This window comes from Agromyces intestinalis (genome assembly GCF_008365295.1).
Taxonomy (GTDB): domain Bacteria; phylum Actinomycetota; class Actinomycetes; order Actinomycetales; family Microbacteriaceae; genus Agromyces; species Agromyces intestinalis.
On the sequence record NZ_CP043505.1, the window covers coordinates 247024 to 267635 of the forward strand.

Genomic DNA, 20612 nt, shown 5'->3' on the forward strand with positions numbered 1-20612 from the left:
CCTAGCCGCGGCTCAGCGGCTCTCGGCCGGGAACCGGGCCGTCACCGCGTCGCCGTGCGCCGGAAAGTCCTCTTCGGCCGACAGCGCCGCGATGACCGGGGCCACGTCGCGCAGCGCCGCCTCGTCGTATCGCACGACCTGCTGCGGTCGCAGGTAGGTCGACGCCGAGAGCCCCGACGCATATCGCGCGGTGCCGCCGGTGGGCAGCACGTGGTTCGAGCCCGCGGCGTAGTCGCCGAGGCTCACCGGCGAGTACGGCCCGATGAAGATCGCGCCGGCGTTCTCGATGCCGCCGAGCACCGCGTCGGGGTCGGCGACCTGGATCTCGAGGTGCTCGGGCGCGAATGCGTTCACGAAGTCGGCAGCCTGCGCGAGGTCGTCGACGAGCACGATCGCCGACTGCGGACCCCTGAGCGCGGTCACGGCACGCTCGGCGTGCCGGGTCGCGGCCGCGCGGGTTTCGAGCCGCCGGTCGACCTCGGCCGCGAACTCGGCCGAGTCGGTGACCAGCACGGATGCCGCGAGCTCGTCGTGCTCGGCCTGGCTCAGCAGGTCGGCGGCGACGAACTCCGCGTCGGCGGCGGCGTCGGCGATCACGACGATGTCGGTCGGCCCGGCCTCGGCGTCGATGCCCGTGACCCCGGCCACGGCGCGCTTGGCGGCCGCGACGTACACGTTGCCGGGGCCGGTGACGCGCTGCACCGGTTCGAGGTCCAGGTCCGGCACGCCGTAGGCGAACGCGCCGATCGCGCCCGCGCCGCCCATCGCGTACACCTCGTCGACGCCCAGCAGCGCGGCGATCGCCGCGATCGTCGGGTGCACCCGACCACCGTGGTCGGCCTGTGCGGGCGAGGCGAGCGCGATCGAACGCACTCCGGCCGCCTGGGCGGGCACCACGTTCATGATCACGCTCGACGGGTACACCGTCTTGCCGCCGGGCACGTACAACCCGACGCGGGCGACCGGCTGCCAGCGCTGCTCGATCACCGCGCCCGGCGCCAGCTCCGTCGTCACCGGCGGCGGCACCTGCGCGGCGCTCGCGGCGCGGACGCGGGCGATCGTCGCCTCGATCGCCGACCGCAGGTCGGGGTCGAGCGCCTCGGCGGCGGCCGCGAGCTCGTCGGCAGACACCCGCACCGACGCCGGTCGCACCCGGTCGAACCGCTCGGACTGGTCGACGAGCGCCGCCGACCCGCGCTCGCGCACGTCGTCGATGAGCTCCTGCGCCACGTGCAGGGCGGCCGACACGTCGGTCGACGCCCGCGGCACCGCCGCGAGCAGTTCGGACTCGGACGGACGGGTTCCCCGCAGATCGATGACGCGCAGCATGTCTCCCAGCGTATCGACCGGGGCGGGCCCGCTCAGACCAAGCAGTTCGGCCCGAGCAGGCTCTTCAACTCGCCGAAGAAGTCGGCGCTGACCGACACCGGGTACGGCAGCTCGAACACCCGCGCCGAGCCGCCCTTGGTGAGCCGCAGCCGCACCTCGGTGTCGCCGCGGTGCCGGATCAGCACGTCGCCCAGAGCGGTGATCGTGTCGGTCGTCGCCCGCACATCGGGAATCGAGATGACCACCGGACCGTTCTCGTCGTCGGCCGAGCCGAGGTCGGGCGAGAACACGCTGAACGCGTGCAGGTTCATGCCATCGTCGCGGAGCGAGACACGCCCACGCACGACGACGATCGAGTCGCTGCGCAGCGCCGGTGCGAACTCCTGGTACGCCTTGCCCATGAACATGACCGTGATCTCGCCCGAGAAGTCCTCGACCTGGATCATGCCGTACTGGTTGCCGCTCTGACGGGCAACCCGGTGCTGCACGCTCGTGACGAGGCCGGCGACCGTCACCGTCTCGCCGTCCTGCGTCGAGTCCGACCCGGTGAGGTCGGTGATCGAGATCGACGCGTGCTTGGCCAGCGGCGCCTCGAGCCCCGCGAGCGGGTGATCGGAGACGTAGAGGCCGAGCATCTCGCGTTCGAAGGCGAGCTTGTCCTTCTTGGCCCACTCGGGGCGATCGGGCACGAGCGACGGCGCAGCATCCTTCTCGTGCTCCTCGAAGAGGCTGTCGAAGTCGAAGCCGATATCGCCGTTCTCCTCGGCCCGCTTGTCCTTCACCGCCTGCTCGACCGCGCCCTCGTGGATTTCGACGAGCGAGCGCCGGGTGTGCCCGAGCGAGTCGAAGGCGCCGGCCTTCACGAGCGACTCGATCGTGCGCTTGTTCGCGACGGGGATCGGCACCTTCTTCAGGAAGTCGTGGAACGACTCGAACCGCCCCTTCGCGTCGCGCGCGCCGCGGATCGCATCGACGACGTTGAAGCCGACGTTGCGCACCGCGCCGAGGCCGAAGCGGATGTCTTCGCCGACGGCGGCGAAGAACCCGATCGACTCGTTCACGTCGGGCGGTAGCACCTTGATGCCCATGCGCCGGCACTCGTTGAGGTACAGCGCGAGCTTGTCGCGGGCGTCGCCCACGCTCGTGAGCAGCGCCGCCATGTACTCGGCCGGGTAGTGGGCCTTCAGGTACGCAGTCCAATAGCTGAGCACGCCGTACGCGGCCGAGTGCGCTTTGTTGAAGGCGTAGTCGGAGAACGGCAGCAGGATGTCCCACAGGGTCTTCACTGCGGCATCCGAGTAGCCGTTCTCGTTCATGCCCGACTTGAAGCCCTCGTATTGCTTGTCGAGCTCGGACTTCTTCTTCTTGCCCATCGCGCGCCGCAGGATGTCGGCCTGACCGAGCGAGAACCCGGCGACCTTCTGCGCGATCGCCATCACCTGCTCTTGGTAGATGATGAGGCCGTACGTGGTGTCGAGGATGTCGCGCAGCGGCTCGGCGAGCTCGGGATGGATCGGGGTGATCTCTTGCTGACCGTTCTTGCGCAGCGCGTAGTTGGTGTGCGAGTTCGCGCCCATCGGGCCCGGGCGGTACAGCGCGATGACGGCCGAGATGTCCTCGAAGTTGTCGGGCTTCATGAGGCGCAGCAGCGACCGCATCGGCCCGCCGTCGAGCTGGAACACGCCGAGCGTGTCACCGCGCGACAGCAGATCGTACGCGTCCTGATCGTCGAGCGCGAGCTCCTCGAGCACCGGGCGGAAGCCCCGGTTCGCCTCGATGTTGTCGAGCGCGTCGTCGATGATCGTGAGGTTGCGCAACCCCAGGAAGTCCATCTTGATGAGGCCGAGCGACTCGCACGCCGGGTAGTCGAACTGCGTGACGATCTGACCGTCTTGCTCGCGCTTCATGATCGGGATGATGTCGATCAGCGGCTCGCTCGACATGATCACGCCGGCGGCGTGCACGCCCCACTGGCGTTTCAGGTTCTCGAGGCCGAGTGCGGTGTCGAAGACGGTCTTCGCCTCGGCGTCGGTCTCGATGAGGGCGCGGATGTCTCCGGCCTCCTTGTAGCGCGGGTGGTCTTTGTCGAGGATGCCCGAGAGCGGGATGTCTTTTCCCATCACCGCGGGCGGCATCGCCTTCGTCAGCTTCTCGCCCATGCCGAACGGGAATCCGAGCACGCGCGAGGAGTCCTTCAGCGCCTGCTTCGCCTTGATCGTGCCGTAGGTCACGATCTGCGCGACGCGCTCCTCGCCGTACTTCTCGGTGACGTACTTGATGACCTCGCCGCGACGACGCTCGTCGAAGTCGACGTCGAAGTCGGGCATCGACACGCGATCGGGGTTCAGGAACCGCTCGAAGATGAGTCCGTGCTGCAGCGGGTCGAGGTCGGTGATCTTCATGGCGTAGGCGGCCATCGACCCCGCACCCGAACCACGGCCCGGGCCGACCCGGATCCCGTTGCGCTTCGACCAGTTGATGAAGTCGGCGACGACGAGGAAGTACCCCGGGAACCCCATCTGGCTGATGACCCCGACCTCGTAGTCGGCCTGCTTGCGCACCTCGGCGGGGATGCCGTTCGGGTACCGCTCGTGCAGTCCGTGCTCGACCTCTTTCACGAACCAGCTCTGCTCATCTTCGCCGGCGGGCACCGGGAAGCGCGGCATGTAGTTGGCGCTCGTGTTGAACTGCACGTCGCAGCGCTCGGCGATCGCGAGCGTGTTGTCGCACGCCTCGGGGAAGTCGCGCCAGACGTGGCGCATCTCGGCCGCGGTCTTCAGGTAGAAGTCGTCGGCGTCGAACTTGAACCGGTTCGGGTCGTCCAGGGTCGACCCCGACTGCACGCACAGCAGCGCCGCGTGGCTCTTCGCGTCGTGCGCGTGCGTGTAGTGCAGGTCGTTCGTGGCGACCAGCGGCAGGCCGAGGTCTTTCGCGAGGCGCAGCAGGTCGCCGCGGATGCGGGTCTCGATGCCGAGCCCGTGGTCCATCAGTTCGCAGAAGTAGTTGTCTTTGCCGAAGATATCGCGGAACTCGGCCGCGGCCTTCACCGCCTCGTCGTACTGGCCGAGCCGCAGCCGCGTCTGCACCTCGCCCGACGGGCACCCGGTGGTCGCGATGAGTCCCTTGCCGTAGGTCTGCAGCAGCTCGCGGTCCATGCGGGGCTTGAAGTAGTAGCCCTCGATCGACGCCAGCGACGAGAGCCGGAACAGGTTGTGCATGCCCTCGGTCGTCTCGGCGAGCAGGGTCATGTGCGTGTACGCGCCCGCGCCCGACACGTCGTCGCCGCCGCCCGAACCCCACCGCACGCGGGTCTTGTCGCCGCGGTGGGTGCCCGGCGTGAGGTACGCCTCGGTGCCGATGATCGGCTTGATGCCGGCGTCGGTCGCCTGCTTCCAGAAGTCGTACGCACCGAACACGTTGCCGTGGTCGGTGATCGCCACAGCGGGCATCTCGTACTCCTGCGCCGCCTTGATGAGCTCGCCCACTCGCGCGGCGCCGTCGAGCATCGAGTACTCGGAATGCACGTGCAGGTGGACGAAGGAATCGGCGGCCACGGAGCTCCTCACGAGTTCGTCTGGGGAGCATCCAGTCTATGGGCGGCCGCCCACACCCGAGGGGTGCCGACCGGCGTTCCGCTCAGTCTCCGCGCAGCACCTCGAGCGCGTGCGCGAGATCGGCCGGGTACTCGGAGACGAACGTCGTCCACTCCCCCGTGGCGGGGTGCATGAACGCGAGCTGCTTCGCATGCAGCCACTGCCGGGTGAGCCCCAGGCGGGCAGACAGCGTCGGGTCGGCACCGTACATCGCGTCGCCGGCGCACGGATGCCGCTGTGCCGCCATATGCACCCTGATCTGGTGCGTGCGGCCGGTCTCGAGGTGGATCTCGAGCAGCGATGCGTAGGGGAAGGCCTCGATCGTCTCGTAGTGCGTCACGGCGTGCTTGCCCGACGCCGTGACGGCGAACTTCCACTCGGACTTCGGGTGGCGCCCGACCGGCGCGTCGATCGTGCCGGCGAGCGGATCGGGATGCCCCTGCACCACCGTGTGGTAGATCTTCTCGACCTCGCGGTCGTGGAACGCGTGCTTCAGCGCCGAGTACGCGCGCTCGGACTTGGCGACCACCATGAGCCCGCTGGTGCCCGCGTCGAGGCGGTGGACGACGCCCTGACGCTCGGGAGCGCCCGAGGTCGAGATGCGGAATCCCGCGGCCGCGAGCGCGCCGACGACGGTCGGGCCCTCCCAGCCGAGCGACGGGTGCGCCGCCACGCCGGCGGGCTTGTCGACGACCACGAGGTCGTCGTCGTCGTGGATGATGCCGAGGTCGGGCACCGCGACCGGTTCGACCGAGAGGGTGCGCGGCGGCTCCCAGTTCACCTCGAGCCAGGCACCGGCGCGCAGCTTGTCGGATTTGTCGACGGATGCCCCATCGAGGCTCACCCCGCCCGCTGCGGCGATGTCGGCCGCCTGCGTGCGCGAGAAGCCGAGGAGCTTGGCGAGCCCGGCGTCGACCCGAGCACCGTCGAGCCCGTCGGGCACCGGGAAGGAGCGGGATTCCATCTCAGGATTCGCTGGGGACGGCGCGGTCGATCGACGACACGGCGCGATCGTCGCCGGATGCCCCGGCGCCCGATGCCCCGGTCGCCTCGTCTGCGGGCGCGGCACCCGCCCGGTGCTCGCCGCGCCGCTCGCGCGACCCGTCGAGACCGACCCCCAGGATCGTCAGCAGCATGAACAGGACCATGCTCGACACGATCGCGATGTCGGCGACGTTGTAGATCGCGGGAAGCATCCACGGCGTCGAGATGAAGTCGATCACATGACCGAGCCCGAAGCTCGGCTCACGCAGCAGTCGATCGGTCAGGTTGCCGAGGACCCCGCCGAGCAGCAGGCCGAACACGACCGCCCACGCGATCGATCGGATGCGCCGGGCGAACCAGATGATGAACGTGATCACGGCGGCCGCGAGGATCGTGAAGATCCACGTCATGCCGCTCGCCATCGAGAACGCCGCACCGGGGTTGCGCACGAACTGCCACTGGAGCAGGTCGCCGAGGACGGGGACGATCTCGCCCTCGGTGAGGTTCGAGACGACGGCGGCCTTGCTCAGCTGGTCGATCGCGTAGGCAGCGACCGCTGCGGCGAAGAGGACGACGAGCGCGACCGCGCCGGAAGCCTTTCCGCCGCGCTCAGCCGCCAAAGCCCTGGAAGGTCGGTGCCGGAGCAGCCTCGCCCTGGTTCACACCGCCGACCGGAGCGCTGAAGCCCTGATTGCCCGAGACCTGCACCGGCGCGGCGGTGTCGAGGTCGCGCAACTGGCCCTCGATGTAGCTCTTGAGCTTGGCGCGGTAGTCGCGCTCGAACAGACGCAGCTCGTCGACCCGCTTCTCGAGCGCGATGCGCTCCTGGTCGAGGATGCCGATCTGCTGGCGCTGCTTGGCCTCGGCCTCGGCGACGACGCGCGCGGCGGTCGCGTGGCCCTCGGCGATGAGCGCGTCGCGCTTCTCGACGCCCTCGCGGACGTGCTCCTCGTGCAGGCGGCGGGCCAGCTGCAGCAGGTTCGTCGTCGACGTCTGCTCGTCGATCTCGGACTGCGGCGTCGAGACCTGCGTCGGCACGGCGACAGTGGGCGGCGGCGAGGCGGGCTCGGCGAACGTGACCGGCGGGGCCTGGGTCGGAGCCGGCTGCACGGCGGCGGCGGAGACGGCGTCGTTCGCACGGGCCTCGGCGGCGGCCAGACGCTGGCGGAGCTCGTCGTTCTCTTGGTTCAGACGCCGGAGCTCGACCACGACCTCGTCGAGGAAGTCGTCAACCTCATCCTGGTCGTAGCCCTCGCGGAACTTCGTCGCCTGGAAGCGCTTGTTGACCACATCTTCCGGAGTTAGCGCCATGGCTTGCACCCTCATATCTGTCTTGCGGACGGATCACGTTCTGCTAACGGTAGCAGGGTCGCCGGGCCCGACGAAGTGTCGGACGCCACGCGTCGACATGCTCGCAGGAGATCGTCAGGCGCTGAGCGCCGTCGCCGCCGAGAGGCCCGAGACGATCGTCATCAGGATGATGACCAGCAGCATCGCGAGACTCCAGCCGAGGTCGATCGCGACCTGCCCGAATCGGATCGGCGGCACCAGTCGACGGAAGAACTTCACCGGTGGATCGGTGACGGTGTACACGACCTCGACGACGACCAGGCCCACCCCGCTCGGCCGCCAGGACCGGTTGAACGTGCGCACGAGATCGAGGACGAAGCGTGCCCACATCACGAAGAAGTAGATGAGCAGCAGCGTTGAGAGGATGCTCCAGACGACGTTGAGTGCTCCCACGACGGGAGAGTCTACGCGTGCGTGAAGAAGGACTCGGCGTCGCCCTCGGCGTCGCCGGCCTCACCCGACACGACCACGTGCGCCGGCGAGAGCAGGAACACCTTGCTCGTGACGCGCTCGATCTTGCCGTAGAGGCCCTGCGACAACCCGCTCGCGAAGTCGATGAGTCGACGCGCGTCGCCCTCGGACATCTGCGAGAGGTTGATGATCACCGGCACCCCCTCGCGGAACGATTCGGCGATCACCTGGGCGTCGCGGTACTGCCTCGGGTGCACGGTCAGGATCTCGTTCATCTCCGCCTGCTGGTTCGTCGGCTGGACGTGGGGCTTGCGCAGCGGGGTGACCGCGGCACCGCCCTTGGGGCTCGGCGCGGCCTGCACGACGGGCGCAGGCTGCGGGGCGCTCGGGGTCTCGGCCTCGAGTTCCTCGTCGGCCAGTCCCAGGTAGACCATCGTCTTCTTCAGCGGGTTCGACATCGCTGACCCCTCCGTCGGTGATTCCGTCTGTGTCGAGGCTAACCGCGCACCGGGCGATTCCCGGTGATTGCGGTGCCGATCCGAAGGTGTGTCGCGCCTTCGGCGATGGCTTCGTGGAAGTCCTGGCTCATCCCGATGGACAGGTCGGACGCCTCAGGAGCAAGCGGCAGCACGACCCGGTCGCGCAACTCGCGCACGCGGGCGAACGCCGGGCGCGCGGGCTCGTCGAGCGGCGCGACCGCCATCAAGCCGCGCAGGCGCAGGCCCGGCGCATCCAGCGCCCGCTCGACGAGTGGTGCGAGCGCATCGGGCTGCACTCCCCCGCGCTCGGGGTCGTCGGTCAGGTTGACCTGCAGGAAGACGTCGACGGATGCCTCGTCGCTGCGCAGGGCGTCCACGAGCGCGTCGCGGTCGACCGAGTGGATCGCCGACGCGTAGCGGCGCACCTGTCGGGCCTTCTTCGTCTGCAGCTGGCCGACGAAATGCCACCTCAAGTCGAGGCCGGCCAGCTCGGCGGCCTTCTGCTGCGCCTCCTGGTGCCGGTTCTCGCCGAGGTCGTGCACATCGAGCGCGACCAAGTCGGCGACGAGCGAAGCGGGGTGGAACTTCGTGACCACGATGAGCGTCAGCTCGTCGGGCGAGCGCCCCGCCGAGACCGCCGACTCGGCGATCTCGGCCCGCACCAGCTCGAGGCGGGACGCGAGGCTCACTTCAGGAAGTCGGGGATGTCGAGATCGTCGCCGTCGTCGTCGAACGCGGGGTCGGTCACGATGCGGTCGGCCGACTTCGTGTCGAGCTCGCCCCAGTTCGCCGACTCGACGAGCTCCTCGATGTCGATCTCGGCGATCGGTTCGGGCGTGTCGACCGACGACGACGGGCCGGATGCCCCGACCCCGACGCTCACTGCGGCGGGGATGAGACTGGAGCGGCGGGCCTCGATCGAGACATCCTTCTGCTGCGTCGGCTCGCCGCCGTCGAAGCCGGCCGCGATGACCGTCACGCGCACCTCGTCGCCGAGGGTGTCGTCGATGACCGCGCCGAAGATGATGTTCGCCTCGGGGTGCACCGCCTCTTGCACGAGCCGGGCCGCGTCGTTGATCTCGAAGATGCCGAGGTTCGACCCGCCCTGGATCGAGAGCAGCACGCCGTGCGCGCCGTCGATGGACGCCTCGAGCAGCGGGCTCGCCACCGCGAGCTCGGCCGCCTTGATCGCCCGGTCGGCGCCGCGCGACGACCCGATTCCCATGAGCGCGGAGCCTGCGCCCTGCATGACGCTCTTGACGTCGGCGAAGTCGAGGTTGATCAGGCCGGGGGTCGTGATGAGGTCGGTGATGCCCTGCACACCGGCGAGCAGCACCTGGTCGGCGGTCGCGAACGCCTCGAGCATCGAGATGCCGCGATCGCTGATCTCGAGCAGCCGGTCGTTCGGCACGACGATGAGGGTGTCGACCTCTTCCTTCAGGCGGGCGACGCCCTGCTCGGCCTGGGTCTGCCGACGCTTGCCCTCGAAGCTGAAGGGCTTGGTGACGACACCGATCGTGAGCGCACCGATCGACTTCGCGATCCGTGCGACGACCGGGGCGCCGCCCGTGCCGGTGCCACCGCCCTCGCCCGCGGTGACGAAGACCATGTCGGCGCCCGCGAGCGCCTCCTCGATCTCCTCCGCGTGGTCTTCGGCCGCGCGGCGGCCGACCTCGGGGTCGGCACCCGCGCCGAGGCCGCGCGTGAGGTCGCGCCCGACGTCGAGCTTGACGTCGGCGTCGCTCATCAGCAGCGCCTGCGCGTCGGTGTTGATGGCGATGAACTCGACGCCACGCAGGCCGAGCTCGATCATGCGGTTGACGGCGTTGACGCCGCCGCCGCCGATGCCCACCACCTTGATGACGGCGAGGTAGTTCTGGTTCATCGACATGTCCGGCCCTCCGTGCGAACTCTCAACTCTCAACCTCTACTCGAAGGTGAAAGTCTTGCTGAGTATGCAATTCCTGACTCGAAGGTAGGTGTCCGATGCCAATCCACCGGCAAGGCGCGCCCGCGTGTCGCGAACGCATCACCCGACGACCGGGTTCATCGGCGCTGAGACGTCGTACCGGCTCGCGCCCGGCGATGCGGCCATGAGCGCCGCCAGTACATCGGCCTTCGTCGACGACTCGTCGGCGCCGCCCCACACCACAGATACCCCGCCGGCCAGTTCGAGCCGAACGTCGTCGGCGGTCTCGGCCGTGGCGCCCACGACCTGCGGGCGCACCGAGGCCGGCAGGCTGCGGATCACGGCCCCGGCGGCACGGAAGCCCTCGGAAGTCACCGCGCCGGCCTCGATGAGCGGCTGCCCCTCCGGTCGCTCGTCGACCTTCTCGATGACGACCCCCGCACCGTCGACGAGGGCGAGGCCGTTCGACGTCTCGACGACGCCGACCGGCGTGCGCTCGACGATGCGCAGCACGAGCGTGCCGGGCGGCACGGTCTCGGCGGCGTACGTCTCGATGAGCGGGAAGCCGCGTAGCGCCGCCTGCACGTCATCCGAGCCGACGAGCGCGAGCGGCGTGCCCAGCTGGTCGGCGAACGCGGCGACCACGTCTGCTTCGGGCGTGCGCACGAGCCCCTCGACGCGCACCTCGCGCAGCGCCATGATCGGCGAGTACGCCGCGGCGACCGCTCCCCCGGCCACGAGCACCACCGAGCCGGCTGCGACCAGCCAGGCGATGCGACGCCGTCGTGCGCGCTGCGTGAAGCGCCGGATCTCCTGTTTCTCGTACCGTCGCCGCTCGCGAGCCGCCTTCGCCACCGCGCGGCGCGCCGCGCGCGCGTCTGCGGGCGGATCGGGCGCCGAGGCGGGCTTCGGTGCGGCGGGCTTCGGTACCGCGGGCTTCTCCGCCGAGGGCGGGGCGATCTGAGCGGTCTGGTCGGGCAGCACGATGGGCTCGGTGATCGCACGGTCGCGATCCGCAGCCGACCGGCCACGATCTCCGCCCGCCCGGCCGCGGCCGGGTGCCGCGCCGGCGGCCGGCGGTTCGGCCCTGCCAGGACGCGCCGCCGTGGCATCCGCCGTCGTCGACGTGCGACGGACCGGCGGTCGATCGAATCCCTGCGGCCGCTTCACCCGCGCCGGGCCCTCACCCGCGCTCCCGCTCGAGCGCCTCGAGCAGCTGCGGGACGATGCGGTACACGTCGCCGCAGCCGAGCGTGATCACGAAGTCCCCGTCACGGGCGATGCGAGCCGTGTGGTCGGCGGCCGCCTGCCAGTCCGCGATGAACGCCACCTTTCGGGCGTCGCCGAAACGCTCGCTGACCAGTTCGCCCGTCACCCCCGGCACCGGGTCCTCCCGCGCGCCGTAGACGTCGAGCACGACGGTCTCGTCGGCGTACTGCTCGAGCACCTCGGCGAACTCCTTCGCGAACGCCTGCGTGCGACTGTACGTGTGCGGCTGGTGCACCGCGATGATCCGGCCCTCGCCCACGACCGTGCGCGCGGCCGCGAGCGCCGCCGCGACCTCGGTCGGGTGGTGGGCGTAGTCGTCGTAGACGGCGACGCCGCCCACCGAGCCGTGCAGTTCGAAGCGGCGGCCGGTGCCGCCGAACCGCTCGATGCCCGCCAGCGACGCGGTCGGGTCTCCGCCCAGGCCCACGAGCACCGCGAACGCCCCCGCGGCGTTGATCGCGTTGTGGCGGCCGGGAACACGCAGGCGGGCCGAGTACGTCGCACCCCGGTAGTCGATCGAGAACGCCACCGGGCCGGTGGTCTCGATCGAGTGCACGCGCACCGTCGCGTCATCCGCCTCACCGAACGTGACCACATTCGGATGCGACAGCCGCTGCGAGACGCGCACCGCGCCCGCGTCGTCGGAGGAGATGACGACCAACTCGCGCGCCCGGTCGGCGAAGTCGACGAACGCCTGCTCGAACGCGTCGCGCGACCCATAGTGGTCGAGGTGGTCGGGGTCGACGTTCGTGATGAGCGCGACCGACGTGTCGTAGAGCAGGAACGAGCCGTCGGACTCGTCGGCCTCGACGACGAACAGCTCGCCATCGCCGGCCGCGCTCGACACGCCGAGGTCGGCGATGACCCCGCCGTTCACGAAGCTCGGGTCGGCGCCCTGGGCGAGCAGCGACGTGACGATCATGCCCGTCGAGGTCGTCTTGCCGTGCGCACCCGCCACCGACACCAGACGCCGACCGGCGATGAGCGCCGCCAGCGCCTGCGACCGATGCAGCACCGGCAGGCCGCGCCGCAGCGCCGCCTGGTACTCGGGATTGTCCTGCCAGAGCGCCCCGGTGACGACGACCGTGTCGACGTCGTCGGCGAGGTTCGCGGCGTCGTGCCCGATGGCGACCTCGGCACCGAGTTCGCGCAGCGCCGCGATGTTCGCCGAGTCGCGCACGTCGGAGCCCGTCACCCGGTGGCCGTCGCCGAGCATCAGCCGAGCGATGCCGCTCATGCCCGAGCCGCCGATGCCGACGAAGTGCACGTTGCCGAGATCGGCGGGGATCACGGTGGTCGGGTCGGGCTTGATGGTCACGGGGCGGGGTCCTCCTGGGGCGGGTGGCGATCGGATGCCCGAGGCATCCGCTGATCCAACGTTACGCGTGTTCGGCGGGGCCGCCGGCTGCCCCGCCGCGCCCGGGCCGGGCCGTGCGGCCGGCCGCGAGCGCCTCGTCGACGAGCGCGATGAAGCGGTCGGTGCCGTCGCGGAAGCCCACGGCGGCCGCGGCCGCCGCCATGCTGCGCACGCGATCGCGATCGGACAGCAGCGGCACCAGCTCGGCCGCGACCCACTCGGGCGTGAAGGCCGCATCATCGACGAGGATGCCCCCGCCTGCGGCGACCACGCCGGCCGCGTTGAAGCGCTGCTCGCCGTTGCCGACCGGGTAGGGCACGTAGACCGCGGGGATGCCGAGTGCGGCGAGTTCCGAGACGGTCGCGGCGCCCGCACGCGAGACCGCGAGGTCGGCGACCGCGAGCGCGAGGTCCATGCGGTCGGCGTACTCGAGCATGCGATAGCCGTCGAGCGCCGGATCGGCGACTTCGCTCTTCGCCCCCGTGAGGTGCAGCACCTGCCAGCCCGTCGCGAGGATCGCGGCTGCGGCGTCGACCATCGTGCGATTGATCCGGCGTGCACCGAGCGACCCGCCTGTCGCGAGCAGCACGGGCCGGGCGGGGTCGAGCCCGAACGCGCCCAACGCCTCGGCCCGCACCGACTCCCGGTCGAGGGTCTCGATCTCGCGACGCAGCGGCATGCCGACCACGCGCGACCGCGGAAGCGGGGTGCCCTCGAACGCGACCCCGGTCGCCGCGGCAAACCGTGCGCCGAGCCGGTTCGCGAGGCCGGGCCGGGCGTTCGCCTCGTGGATCGCCACCGGAATGCCAGCGCGACGCGCGGCCAAGTATGCGGGCGTCGACACGTAGCCGCCGAAGCCGACGACCGCGTCGACATGCTCGCGCGCCAGGATCTCGCCGACCTCGCCGATCGAGCGCCGGAAGCGGGCCGGGAAGCGGGCGGCCGCCGCGTTCGGTCGACGCGGGAACGGCACCTTGTCGATGGTCAGCAGGTCGTAGCCGCGCGCGGGCACGAGTCGCGACTCGAGCCCTTCGCGCGTGCCGAGCACGAGCACCCGGGCCGACGGGTCGCGTTCGCGCAGCCGGTCGGCGACCGCGAGCAGCGGGTTCACGTGGCCGGCGGTGCCCCCGCCGGCCAGCAGGAATGTCGTCATCGCACGCCCGCCCGTCGGGCGACGGACAGCACGATGCCGATCGCGAACAGAGTGGTGAGCAGTGCCGTGCCGCCGGCGGACACCAGCGGGAGCGGCACGCCGAGCACGGGGAAGACCTTCAGCACGACACCGATGTTGACACACGCCTGGCCGATGACCCACACCAGCACCGCCGCCGTCGCAGCCCGACCGAACGGCGTCGGGGCGTGCCGGAGCACTCGGGTGAACGCGATCGCGAGCAGCACGAACATGCCGATCACCACGATCGCGCCGATGAGACCGAGCTCCTCCCCCACGATCGCGAAGATGAAGTCGTTGTCGGCGGCGGGCAGCCATGACCACTTCGCGGCCGAGTTGCCGAGCCCGACGCCGAAGATGCCGCCGTTCGCCAGCGCGAACATGCCGTGCTGCACCTGCCAGCAGTCGCCGGTGTCGATCGACGTGCACTGCTCCTGCAGGAACGACGTGATGCGGCGCATCCGGCTCTCGCTCGACACGGCGACCAGCCCGAACACGACGGCTCCGAGCACCACCGGCACGAGCAGCAACCGCAGCTTCACGCCGATCAGGAACAGCGCGCCGAGCAGCATGCCGCCCATGATCATGACCGTGCCGAGGTCGCCGCCGAGCAGCACCAATCCGATCGCACCGCCTCCGACGATGAGGATGGGCAGGATGCCGTGCGTGAAGTCGCCGAGCTGCTGCTGCTTCTTCGTCACGATCATGCCGAGCCACATCACCAGCGACACCTTGATCGCCTCCGACGGCTGGAACTGCACCGATCCGATCGCGAGCCAGTTCGTGTTGCCGCCGTCCTCGACGCCGAGGTCGGTCGCGACCACGAGCAACTGCAACGCGCACGAGAGCGCGAGCGCCGGCCAGGCGAGCCGCATCCACCAGTGCTCGGGCACCCGGCTCGCCAGCAGCATGAGGGGCACCCCGATGAGCGCGAACATGCCCTGCCGGCTCGCCTGCACGAGGAATCCGCCGTCTTCGATCTGGGACTCGACGAGCGAGCTCGAGACGACCATCACGAATCCGAAGACGGTCAGGAAGATCGTGGTACCGAGCAGCAGGAAGTAGTCGGCCGACTCGACCGGGAACAGACGCGCGATGCGGATCCGTGCGGCCGCGGCCGCGCCGTCGCGCTCAGGCGGGGTCGCCCGGCGCGCCGTCTTCGTCCGCTCGGACTTCGGTCGCGCCGTTCTGGGCGGTGTCGCCATCCGCCTCACCTCCCAGCATCGCTCGAACCGCCGTGTGGAACCGTCGACCGCGGTCGGCGTAGTCGGCGAACTGGTCCATGGATGCCGCGGCCGGCGCGAGGAGCACGGTGTCGCCCTCCTCGGCGACAGCCGCCGCCAGTGCCACCGCCTCGGGCATCACAGCATCAGTGTCGGTCGCCGTCACCTCGAAGACGGGGAGATCGCGCGCGTGTCGGGCGAAGGCCGCCACGAGCGCGGCGCGATCGCGGCCGATCACGATCGCCGCGCGCAGACGCTCGACGTGCGCGGCGACGAGCGCGTCGGCGTCGACACCCTTGAGCAGTCCGCCGACGATCCACACGACCTGACCGAACGCGCGCAGCGACGCCTCGGCCGCGTGCGGATTCGTCGCCTTCGAGTCGTCGATCCACCGGATGCCGCCGGCCTGCGCGACGGTCTCGATCCGGTGGGCGTCGAGGCGGAACTCCGCCAGCGCGTCGTGGATGACCCCGACGGGCACGCCCGCGGCACGCGCGAGGGCACTGGCCGCGAGGATGTTCTGCACGACATGCGGGGCGTCGAGGCCGCGCGGGGCGAGTTCGTCGAGCGTCGTGATTTCGAGGGCGGCCGTCGCCCGCTCGTCGAGGAAGGCGCGGTCGCAGAGGATCCCCTCGACGACGCCGAAGTCGCTCGGGCCAGGAGTGTCGAGCCCGAAGCCGATCGCTCGCGCGCCCTCCTCGACCTCGGCCTCCTCGACCATCCGGCGGGTCGCCTCGTCCGCGCGGTTGTACACGCAGGCGACCTTCGTATTCTCGTAGACCTTGGCCTTGGCGGCAGCGTACGCGGCGAAGGAGCCGTGCCAGTCGAGATGGTCGTCGGCGAGGTTCAGGCACACGCTCGCGAGCGGATGGATCGCTCCGGGCCCGCTGGTCGGCAGGTGATGGAGCTGGTAGCTCGAGAGCTCGACCACGAACACGTCGAACCCGCCCGGGTCGCGCACCGCGTCGAGCACGGGCACGCCGATGTTGCCGCAGGGTGCGGCGCGCAGTCCGTTCGCGGCGATGAACGTCGCGGCGAGCTGCACCGTCGTCGTCTTGCCGTTCGTGCCGGTGACGAGGATCCACTCGGCCGCACCCGAGACCTTGTCGCGCACCCGCCACGCCAGCTCGATATCGCCCCACACGGCGACGCCCTCGGCACCCGCCCACTCGAGCACGGGGTGGTCGGGGTGGAATCCGGGAGAGGCGACCACGAGATCAGGACCGAATGCCGCCAGCTCGGCCGGAACCCCGTCGAGCGGGTCGACGACGAGTCGCGCGCCGATCACGTCGAGGATGCGCGAACGATCGTCGTCGGGTGCGGGCGCGAGCACCAGCACTTCGGCGCCGAGCTCGGTGAGCGTGTCGGCGACGGCGAACCCGGTGACCCCGAGACCGAGCACCGAGACCTTCAGCCCGGCCCAGTCGGCGTGCCAGCTCGTCAACGAGTCGAGACGCGAGGCTGCGGCATCCGATGCCGTCATCGCTGGAGCCACTCGAAGTAGAACGCACCGACGCCCGCGGCCGCGAGCAGGCCCGCGATGATCCAGAAGCGCACCACGATCGTGACCTCGGCCCACCCCTTCAGCTCGAAGTGATGGTGGATCGGACTCATGAGGAAGATCCGTTTGCCGCCGGTGAGCTTGAAGTACACGCGCTGCACGATCACCGACCCCGTCTCGATGACGAACAGGCCGCCGATCAGAATCAGCAGCAGCTCGGTGCGGGTGAAGATCGCGAGCGCGACGAGCGCACCGCCGAGCGCGAGCGAGCCCGTGTCGCCCATGTAGATATGGGCGGGGTTGGTGTTCCACCACAGGAACCCGACCAGGCCGCCGATGATCGCGGTCGCGATGATCGCAAGGTCGAGGGGATCGCGCACGTCGTAGCAGCGGTACTCATCGGACGGGTTGAGGTTCTCGCCGAAGCACGACTGATTGAACTGCCAGAAGCCGATGATGACGAACGAGCCGATCGCGAGGATCGACGCGCCCGATGCCAGCCCGTCGAGCCCGTCGGTGACATTGACGCCGTTCGAGCCGGCCGTGGCCAGCAGGCAGATCCACACCACGTAGAGGATGATGCCGACGACCGAGCCGAACACCATGAAATCCAGCGGCAGATCGCGGATGAATGAGATCTTCGTCGTCGCCGGCGTCGCGCCGCCCTCGTTCGGGAACTGCAGCGCGAGCAGCGCGAAGACACCCGCGATCAGAACCTGCCCCGCGATCTTCGCCCAGCCGCCGAGGCCGAGGCTCTGCTTCTTGCGGGTCTTCAGGAAATCGTCGACGAAGCCGACGATGCCGAGGCCCACCATCATGAACAGCACGAGCAGGCCCGACGCGGTCGGCGGCTCGTTCGAGATCAGCAACGTCGCCGTGAAGTATCCGAACAGCGTGCCCAGGATGAAGATGATGCCGCCCATGGTGGGCGTGCCGCGCTTGACATGGTGGCTCTGCGGGCCGTCGTCGCGGATGAACTGCCCCCACCCGAGCTTCGTGAAGAGCCGGATGAACAGCGGAGTCAGGAAGAGCGTGAAGGCGAGCGACAACGCTCCGGCGCTCAGCAGTGCCCTCATGCGAACCATTCTCCCAATCGTTCGGCCAGAAAACGCAGACCCGCCGCGTTCGACGATTTCACCAGCACGGTGTCGCCGGGGCGCACCTTGGACACGACGAGGTCGTACGCCTCGTCGGCGGACTCGACGTAGGCGGACTCGCCGTCCCATGAGCCCTCGTTGATCGCCGAGATGTGCAGGCGCCTCGCGCCCTGGCCGACCACCACGAGCTGCGAGATGCCGAGCCGCACGGCGAGCAGCCCGATACGGTCGTGCTCCTCACCCGAGAACTCGCCGAGCTCGCTCATCTCGCCGAGCACCGCGAAGGTGCGCGCCTCGGGGCGGCGCACCTGTGCGAGCGTCTTCAGCGCGGCCGCCATCGAGTCGGGGCTCGCATTGTAGGCGTCGTTGATGATGGTGATGTCGTCGCGCCCGCCCAGCACCTCCATGCGGCCGTGCTCGGCGAGCGTCACCGTCTCGAGGGCTGCGGCGATGTGGTCGAGGCTCACGCCGAGTTGCAGGGCGGCGGCGGACGCAGCCAGCGCGTTCGCGACATGATGCTCGCCCAGCACGCCGAAGCGCACCCGAGCGGATGCCTCGCCCGCCGCGATGGTGAACTCGGTGCCGCGCGCGTGCACGACCAGGTCGGTCGCACGCACATCGGCATCGTCGCCGAGGCCGAAGAAGACGACGCGTGCGGCCGTGAGCGCCGCCATCGGCGCCACCCGCGGGTCGTCGGCGTTCAGCACCGCGACATCGGTCGGCAGCAGGTCGGTGACCATCTCGCTCTTGGCACGGACGGTCTGCTCGATGCCGCCGAACTCGCCGGCGTGCGCGAGGCCGACCTTCAGCACGATGCCGACGTCGGGTCGGGCCATCCGCACCAGGCGGGCGATCTCACCGACGCCCGAGGCGCCCATCTCCGCGACCAGGAACTCGGTTTCCTCGGTCACCTCGAGCATCGTGATCGGGCCGCCGACCTCATTGTTGAAGCTCTTGCGCGACGCGACCGTCGGCCCTTCGGCCTCGAGGATGGTGCGCAGCAGGTTCTTCGTGGTCGTCTTACCGTTCGAGCCGGTGACGCCCACCACGCGCATGCGGCCGAGCGCCCGCACCCGTCGCACGACCTCGGTCGCGAGCGCGCCGAGCGCATCGACGGTGTCGGCGACCACGACCTGCGCGACGGGCAGGTCGAGCGCATGCTCGACCACGAGCAGCGCTGCGCCGCGCTCGACGGCGGCCGGTGCGAACCGGTGGCCGTCGTCGAACTCGCCCCGCTTGGCGAAGAACAACCCGCCCGGCTCGACCTCCCGGGAGTCGGTCGTGACCGCGCCGCCGACCGACGTCTCGGGCGCAGCATCCGAACCGTCGAGGTGCAGTGCGCCGCCGACGGCGTCGGCGATCTCGGCGAGCGTGAGCGCGATCATGCCGGCCACCCCGCGTCGCGCAGGGCCTGCCGGGCGTCGTCGCGCGCCGAATAGGGGAGCTTCACGCCGTTCACCTCGTGGTAGTCCTCGTGGCCGGGGCCGGCGTACAGGATCACGTCGCCCTGGCCGGCGAGCGAGATCGCACGGCGCAGCGCCTCGCGGGGGTCGGGCACCTCGTGCAGCTCGCGGTCGGGCGCCGCGGCACGGGCGCCGGCGATCAGTTGCGCACGAATCGCGGCGGGGTCTTCGGTGCGGGGATGGAAGTCGGTGACGACCACGATGTCGGCGCCGCGCGCGGCGATCGCGCCCATCTCGGCGCGCTTGGTGGTGTCGCGGTCGCCATCGGCGCCGAACAGCATGATCACCCGCCCGGGCACGAGCGGGCGGAGCGCACGCAGCGTCTGCAGGAAGGCGTCGGGCGTGTGCCCGTAATCGATGAAGACGAGCGGGCCACGGTCGCCCGACACGCGCTCGACACGGCCCGGGATGTACGCCGGGATGCCGTCGTCGCGCTCGACGGCCTGTGCGATGCGGTCGAGGTCGATGCCGCCCTCGACGAGCATCGCGATCGCGAGCGCCGCGTTCGCGGCCATGTACCAGCCGATGAGCGGCACGCTCGTGGTGAGCGCGCGGCCGTCGGGCGCGTCGACGCGGAACGTGGTCGCCGCAGCCGTCTCGTCGATGACCGTGACCCGCCAGTCGGCCTCGACGTCGGGCAGCGTCGTCAGCGTCGTGACGGGGATCCGCGATTCGCCGACGAGCCGCCGCCCCCACTCGGAGTCGACCGTGACGACGCCCCGGCGCGCCCGCTCGGGGGTGAACAGCTCGCGCTTGGCCTCGTAGTACTCCTCCATCGAGGAGTAATCGTCGAGATGGTCGTGCGTCAAGTTGGTGAACCCGGCGACGTCGAACACGAGCCCGTCGACGCGGTGACGCGTGAGCGCCTGGGCAGACACCTCGACGCCGAAGCCCCGCACGTCGACCTCGGCGGCCCGCGCCAGCAGGGCGTGCAGCTCGCTCGCCTCGGGAGTCGTGAGGCCGCTCGTGACGGCCTCATCGCCGATGCGGCGCTCGGCGGTCGACGTGAGTCCCGCACCGAGGCCGAGCTGGCGCAGCAGGCCGTAGATCAGGTATACGACGCTCGTCTTGCCGTTCGTGCCGGTCACCGCGTACAGGGTCGCGGACTGCTCGTCGGTGCGGTGGATCCACGCGGCGACCGCGCCGAGGGCGGCCCGCGCGTCGGGCGTGACGAGCACCGGCAGCTCGGGCGCTGCGGCCGCGGCTCGTGCGGCGCCGTCGGAGTCGGTGAGGATCGCGACCGCACCGTTCTCGGCCGCGGCCGCGGCGAAGTCGGCACCGTGGGCGTGCCGGCCCGGTACGCCGACGTAGAGGTCGCCGCCCTGCACCTGCCCCGACGCCAATGCGGCGCCGGTCACCTCGAGGTCGGCGATCTCGCCGCGCACCTCGAGACCGAACGCCTCCGCGAGACCGCGGAGCGAACGTGGGCTCGGGTGCTGCGGCCGGAGTGCCGACGGTGGCGATCCGGTCACGAAC

General features: G+C 70.4%; 17 protein-coding genes. All 17 read right to left on the minus strand.

Annotated features, from left to right (window positions below; translation table 11 throughout):
• Positions 1 to 12 precede the first annotated feature (12 nt).
• Positions 13 to 1329, minus strand: a complete 1317-nt coding sequence (gene hisD, locus FLP10_RS01180; RefSeq protein WP_149159203.1) for a histidinol dehydrogenase — start codon at positions 1327 to 1329, stop codon at positions 13 to 15.
• A gap of 32 nt (positions 1330 to 1361) precedes the next feature.
• Positions 1362 to 4835 carry a DNA polymerase III subunit alpha gene (dnaE, locus tag FLP10_RS01185; protein WP_246150323.1) on the minus strand — a complete coding sequence of 1158 codons (3474 nt, stop codon included), beginning with the start codon at positions 4833 to 4835 and terminating at the stop codon, positions 1362 to 1364.
• 130 nt (positions 4836 to 4965) lie between these two features.
• Positions 4966 to 5886: an RluA family pseudouridine synthase gene (locus tag FLP10_RS01190; RefSeq protein ID WP_149159205.1), complete on the minus strand. Its 921-nt coding sequence runs from the start codon at positions 5884 to 5886 to the stop codon at positions 4966 to 4968.
• A 1-nt stretch (position 5887) separates the two neighbouring features.
• Positions 5888 to 6526, minus strand: a complete 639-nt coding sequence (gene lspA, locus FLP10_RS01195) for a signal peptidase II (RefSeq protein WP_149159206.1) — start codon at positions 6524 to 6526, stop codon at positions 5888 to 5890.
• Positions 6516 to 7217: a DivIVA domain-containing protein gene (locus tag FLP10_RS01200; protein WP_149159207.1), complete on the minus strand. Its 702-nt coding sequence runs from the start codon at positions 7215 to 7217 to the stop codon at positions 6516 to 6518. The genes lspA and FLP10_RS01200 overlap by 11 nt, the downstream gene beginning before the upstream one ends.
• A 114-nt stretch (positions 7218 to 7331) precedes the next feature.
• Entirely contained in the window at positions 7332 to 7649 is a 318-nt protein-coding gene (locus FLP10_RS01205) for a YggT family protein (protein WP_149159208.1), read from the minus strand.
• 11 nt (positions 7650 to 7660) lie between these two features.
• Positions 7661 to 8125, minus strand: coding sequence for a cell division protein SepF (locus FLP10_RS01210; RefSeq protein ID WP_149159209.1), 465 nt, complete (start codon positions 8123 to 8125; stop codon positions 7661 to 7663).
• Between the two features lie 38 nt (positions 8126 to 8163).
• Positions 8164 to 8835: a YggS family pyridoxal phosphate-dependent enzyme gene (locus FLP10_RS01215; protein WP_149159210.1), complete on the minus strand. Its 672-nt coding sequence runs from the start codon at positions 8833 to 8835 to the stop codon at positions 8164 to 8166.
• Positions 8832 to 10037 carry a cell division protein FtsZ gene (gene ftsZ, locus FLP10_RS01220; protein ID WP_149159211.1) on the minus strand — a complete coding sequence of 402 codons (1206 nt, stop codon included), beginning with the start codon at positions 10035 to 10037 and terminating at the stop codon, positions 8832 to 8834. Before ftsZ ends, FLP10_RS01215 begins: the two co-directional genes overlap by 4 nt.
• Positions 10038 to 10175: 138 nt before the next feature.
• The gene (locus FLP10_RS01225; RefSeq protein WP_210418452.1) at positions 10176 to 11225 is read right to left on the minus strand and encodes a cell division protein FtsQ/DivIB; all 1050 of its coding nucleotides are present in this window, start codon (positions 11223 to 11225) and stop codon (positions 10176 to 10178) included.
• A gap of 13 nt (positions 11226 to 11238) precedes the next feature.
• Entirely contained in the window at positions 11239 to 12642 is a 1404-nt protein-coding gene (gene murC / locus FLP10_RS01230) for a UDP-N-acetylmuramate--L-alanine ligase (RefSeq protein ID WP_246150102.1), read from the minus strand.
• Positions 12643 to 12703: 61 nt separating this feature from the next.
• Positions 12704 to 13834: an undecaprenyldiphospho-muramoylpentapeptide beta-N-acetylglucosaminyltransferase gene (gene murG / locus FLP10_RS01235; RefSeq protein WP_246150111.1), complete on the minus strand. Its 1131-nt coding sequence runs from the start codon at positions 13832 to 13834 to the stop codon at positions 12704 to 12706.
• A complete protein-coding gene (gene ftsW, locus FLP10_RS01240) occupies positions 13831 to 15057 on the minus strand; it encodes a putative lipid II flippase FtsW (RefSeq protein ID WP_149159213.1) in 1227 nt (408 codons plus the stop codon). Before ftsW ends, murG begins: the two co-directional genes overlap by 4 nt.
• Complete coding sequence (murD, locus tag FLP10_RS01245; protein WP_149159214.1) at positions 14984 to 16558, minus strand: UDP-N-acetylmuramoyl-L-alanine--D-glutamate ligase; 1575 nt, start codon at positions 16556 to 16558, stop codon at positions 14984 to 14986. Before murD ends, ftsW begins: the two co-directional genes overlap by 74 nt.
• Positions 16555 to 17652, minus strand: coding sequence for a phospho-N-acetylmuramoyl-pentapeptide-transferase (gene mraY, locus FLP10_RS01250; RefSeq protein WP_149159215.1), 1098 nt, complete (start codon positions 17650 to 17652; stop codon positions 16555 to 16557). The genes murD and mraY overlap by 4 nt, the downstream gene beginning before the upstream one ends.
• Positions 17649 to 19058, minus strand: a complete 1410-nt coding sequence (locus tag FLP10_RS01255) for a UDP-N-acetylmuramoyl-tripeptide--D-alanyl-D-alanine ligase (RefSeq protein WP_149159216.1) — start codon at positions 19056 to 19058, stop codon at positions 17649 to 17651. Before FLP10_RS01255 ends, mraY begins: the two co-directional genes overlap by 4 nt.
• A complete protein-coding gene (locus FLP10_RS01260) occupies positions 19055 to 20608 on the minus strand; it encodes a Mur ligase family protein (RefSeq protein WP_149159217.1) in 1554 nt (517 codons plus the stop codon). Before FLP10_RS01260 ends, FLP10_RS01255 begins: the two co-directional genes overlap by 4 nt.
• Positions 20609 to 20612: the final 4 nt, after the last annotated feature.

Bases quoted from the DNA above. Each gene is read 5' to 3' on its own strand.
- murG (WP_246150111.1), bottom strand. From the start codon at position 13,834: ATGACGACATTCCTGCTGGCCGGCGGGGGCACCGCCGGCCACGTGAAC.
- FLP10_RS01190 (WP_149159205.1), bottom strand. From the start codon at position 5,886: ATGGAATCCCGCTCCTTCCCGGTGCCCGACGGGCTCGACGGTGCTCGG.
- murD (WP_149159214.1), bottom strand. From the start codon at position 16,558: ATGACGGCATCGGATGCCGCAGCCTCGCGTCTCGACTCGTTGACGAGC.
- FLP10_RS01200 (WP_149159207.1), bottom strand. From the start codon at position 7,217: ATGGCGCTAACTCCGGAAGATGTGGTCAACAAGCGCTTCCAGGCGACG.
- FLP10_RS01210 (WP_149159209.1), bottom strand. From the start codon at position 8,125: ATGTCGAACCCGCTGAAGAAGACGATGGTCTACCTGGGACTGGCCGAC.
- dnaE (WP_246150323.1), bottom strand. From the start codon at position 4,835: ATGCTCGACGGCGCCGCGCGAGTGGGCGAGCTCATCAAGGCGGCGCAG.
- ftsZ (WP_149159211.1), bottom strand. From the start codon at position 10,037: ATGTCGATGAACCAGAACTACCTCGCCGTCATCAAGGTGGTGGGCATC.
- ftsW (WP_149159213.1), bottom strand. From the start codon at position 15,057: ATGGCGACACCGCCCAGAACGGCGCGACCGAAGTCCGAGCGGACGAAG.
- mraY (WP_149159215.1), bottom strand. From the start codon at position 17,652: ATGAGGGCACTGCTGAGCGCCGGAGCGTTGTCGCTCGCCTTCACGCTC.
- hisD (WP_149159203.1), bottom strand. From the start codon at position 1,329: ATGCTGCGCGTCATCGATCTGCGGGGAACCCGTCCGTCCGAGTCCGAA.
- FLP10_RS01255 (WP_149159216.1), bottom strand. From the start codon at position 19,058: ATGATCGCGCTCACGCTCGCCGAGATCGCCGACGCCGTCGGCGGCGCA.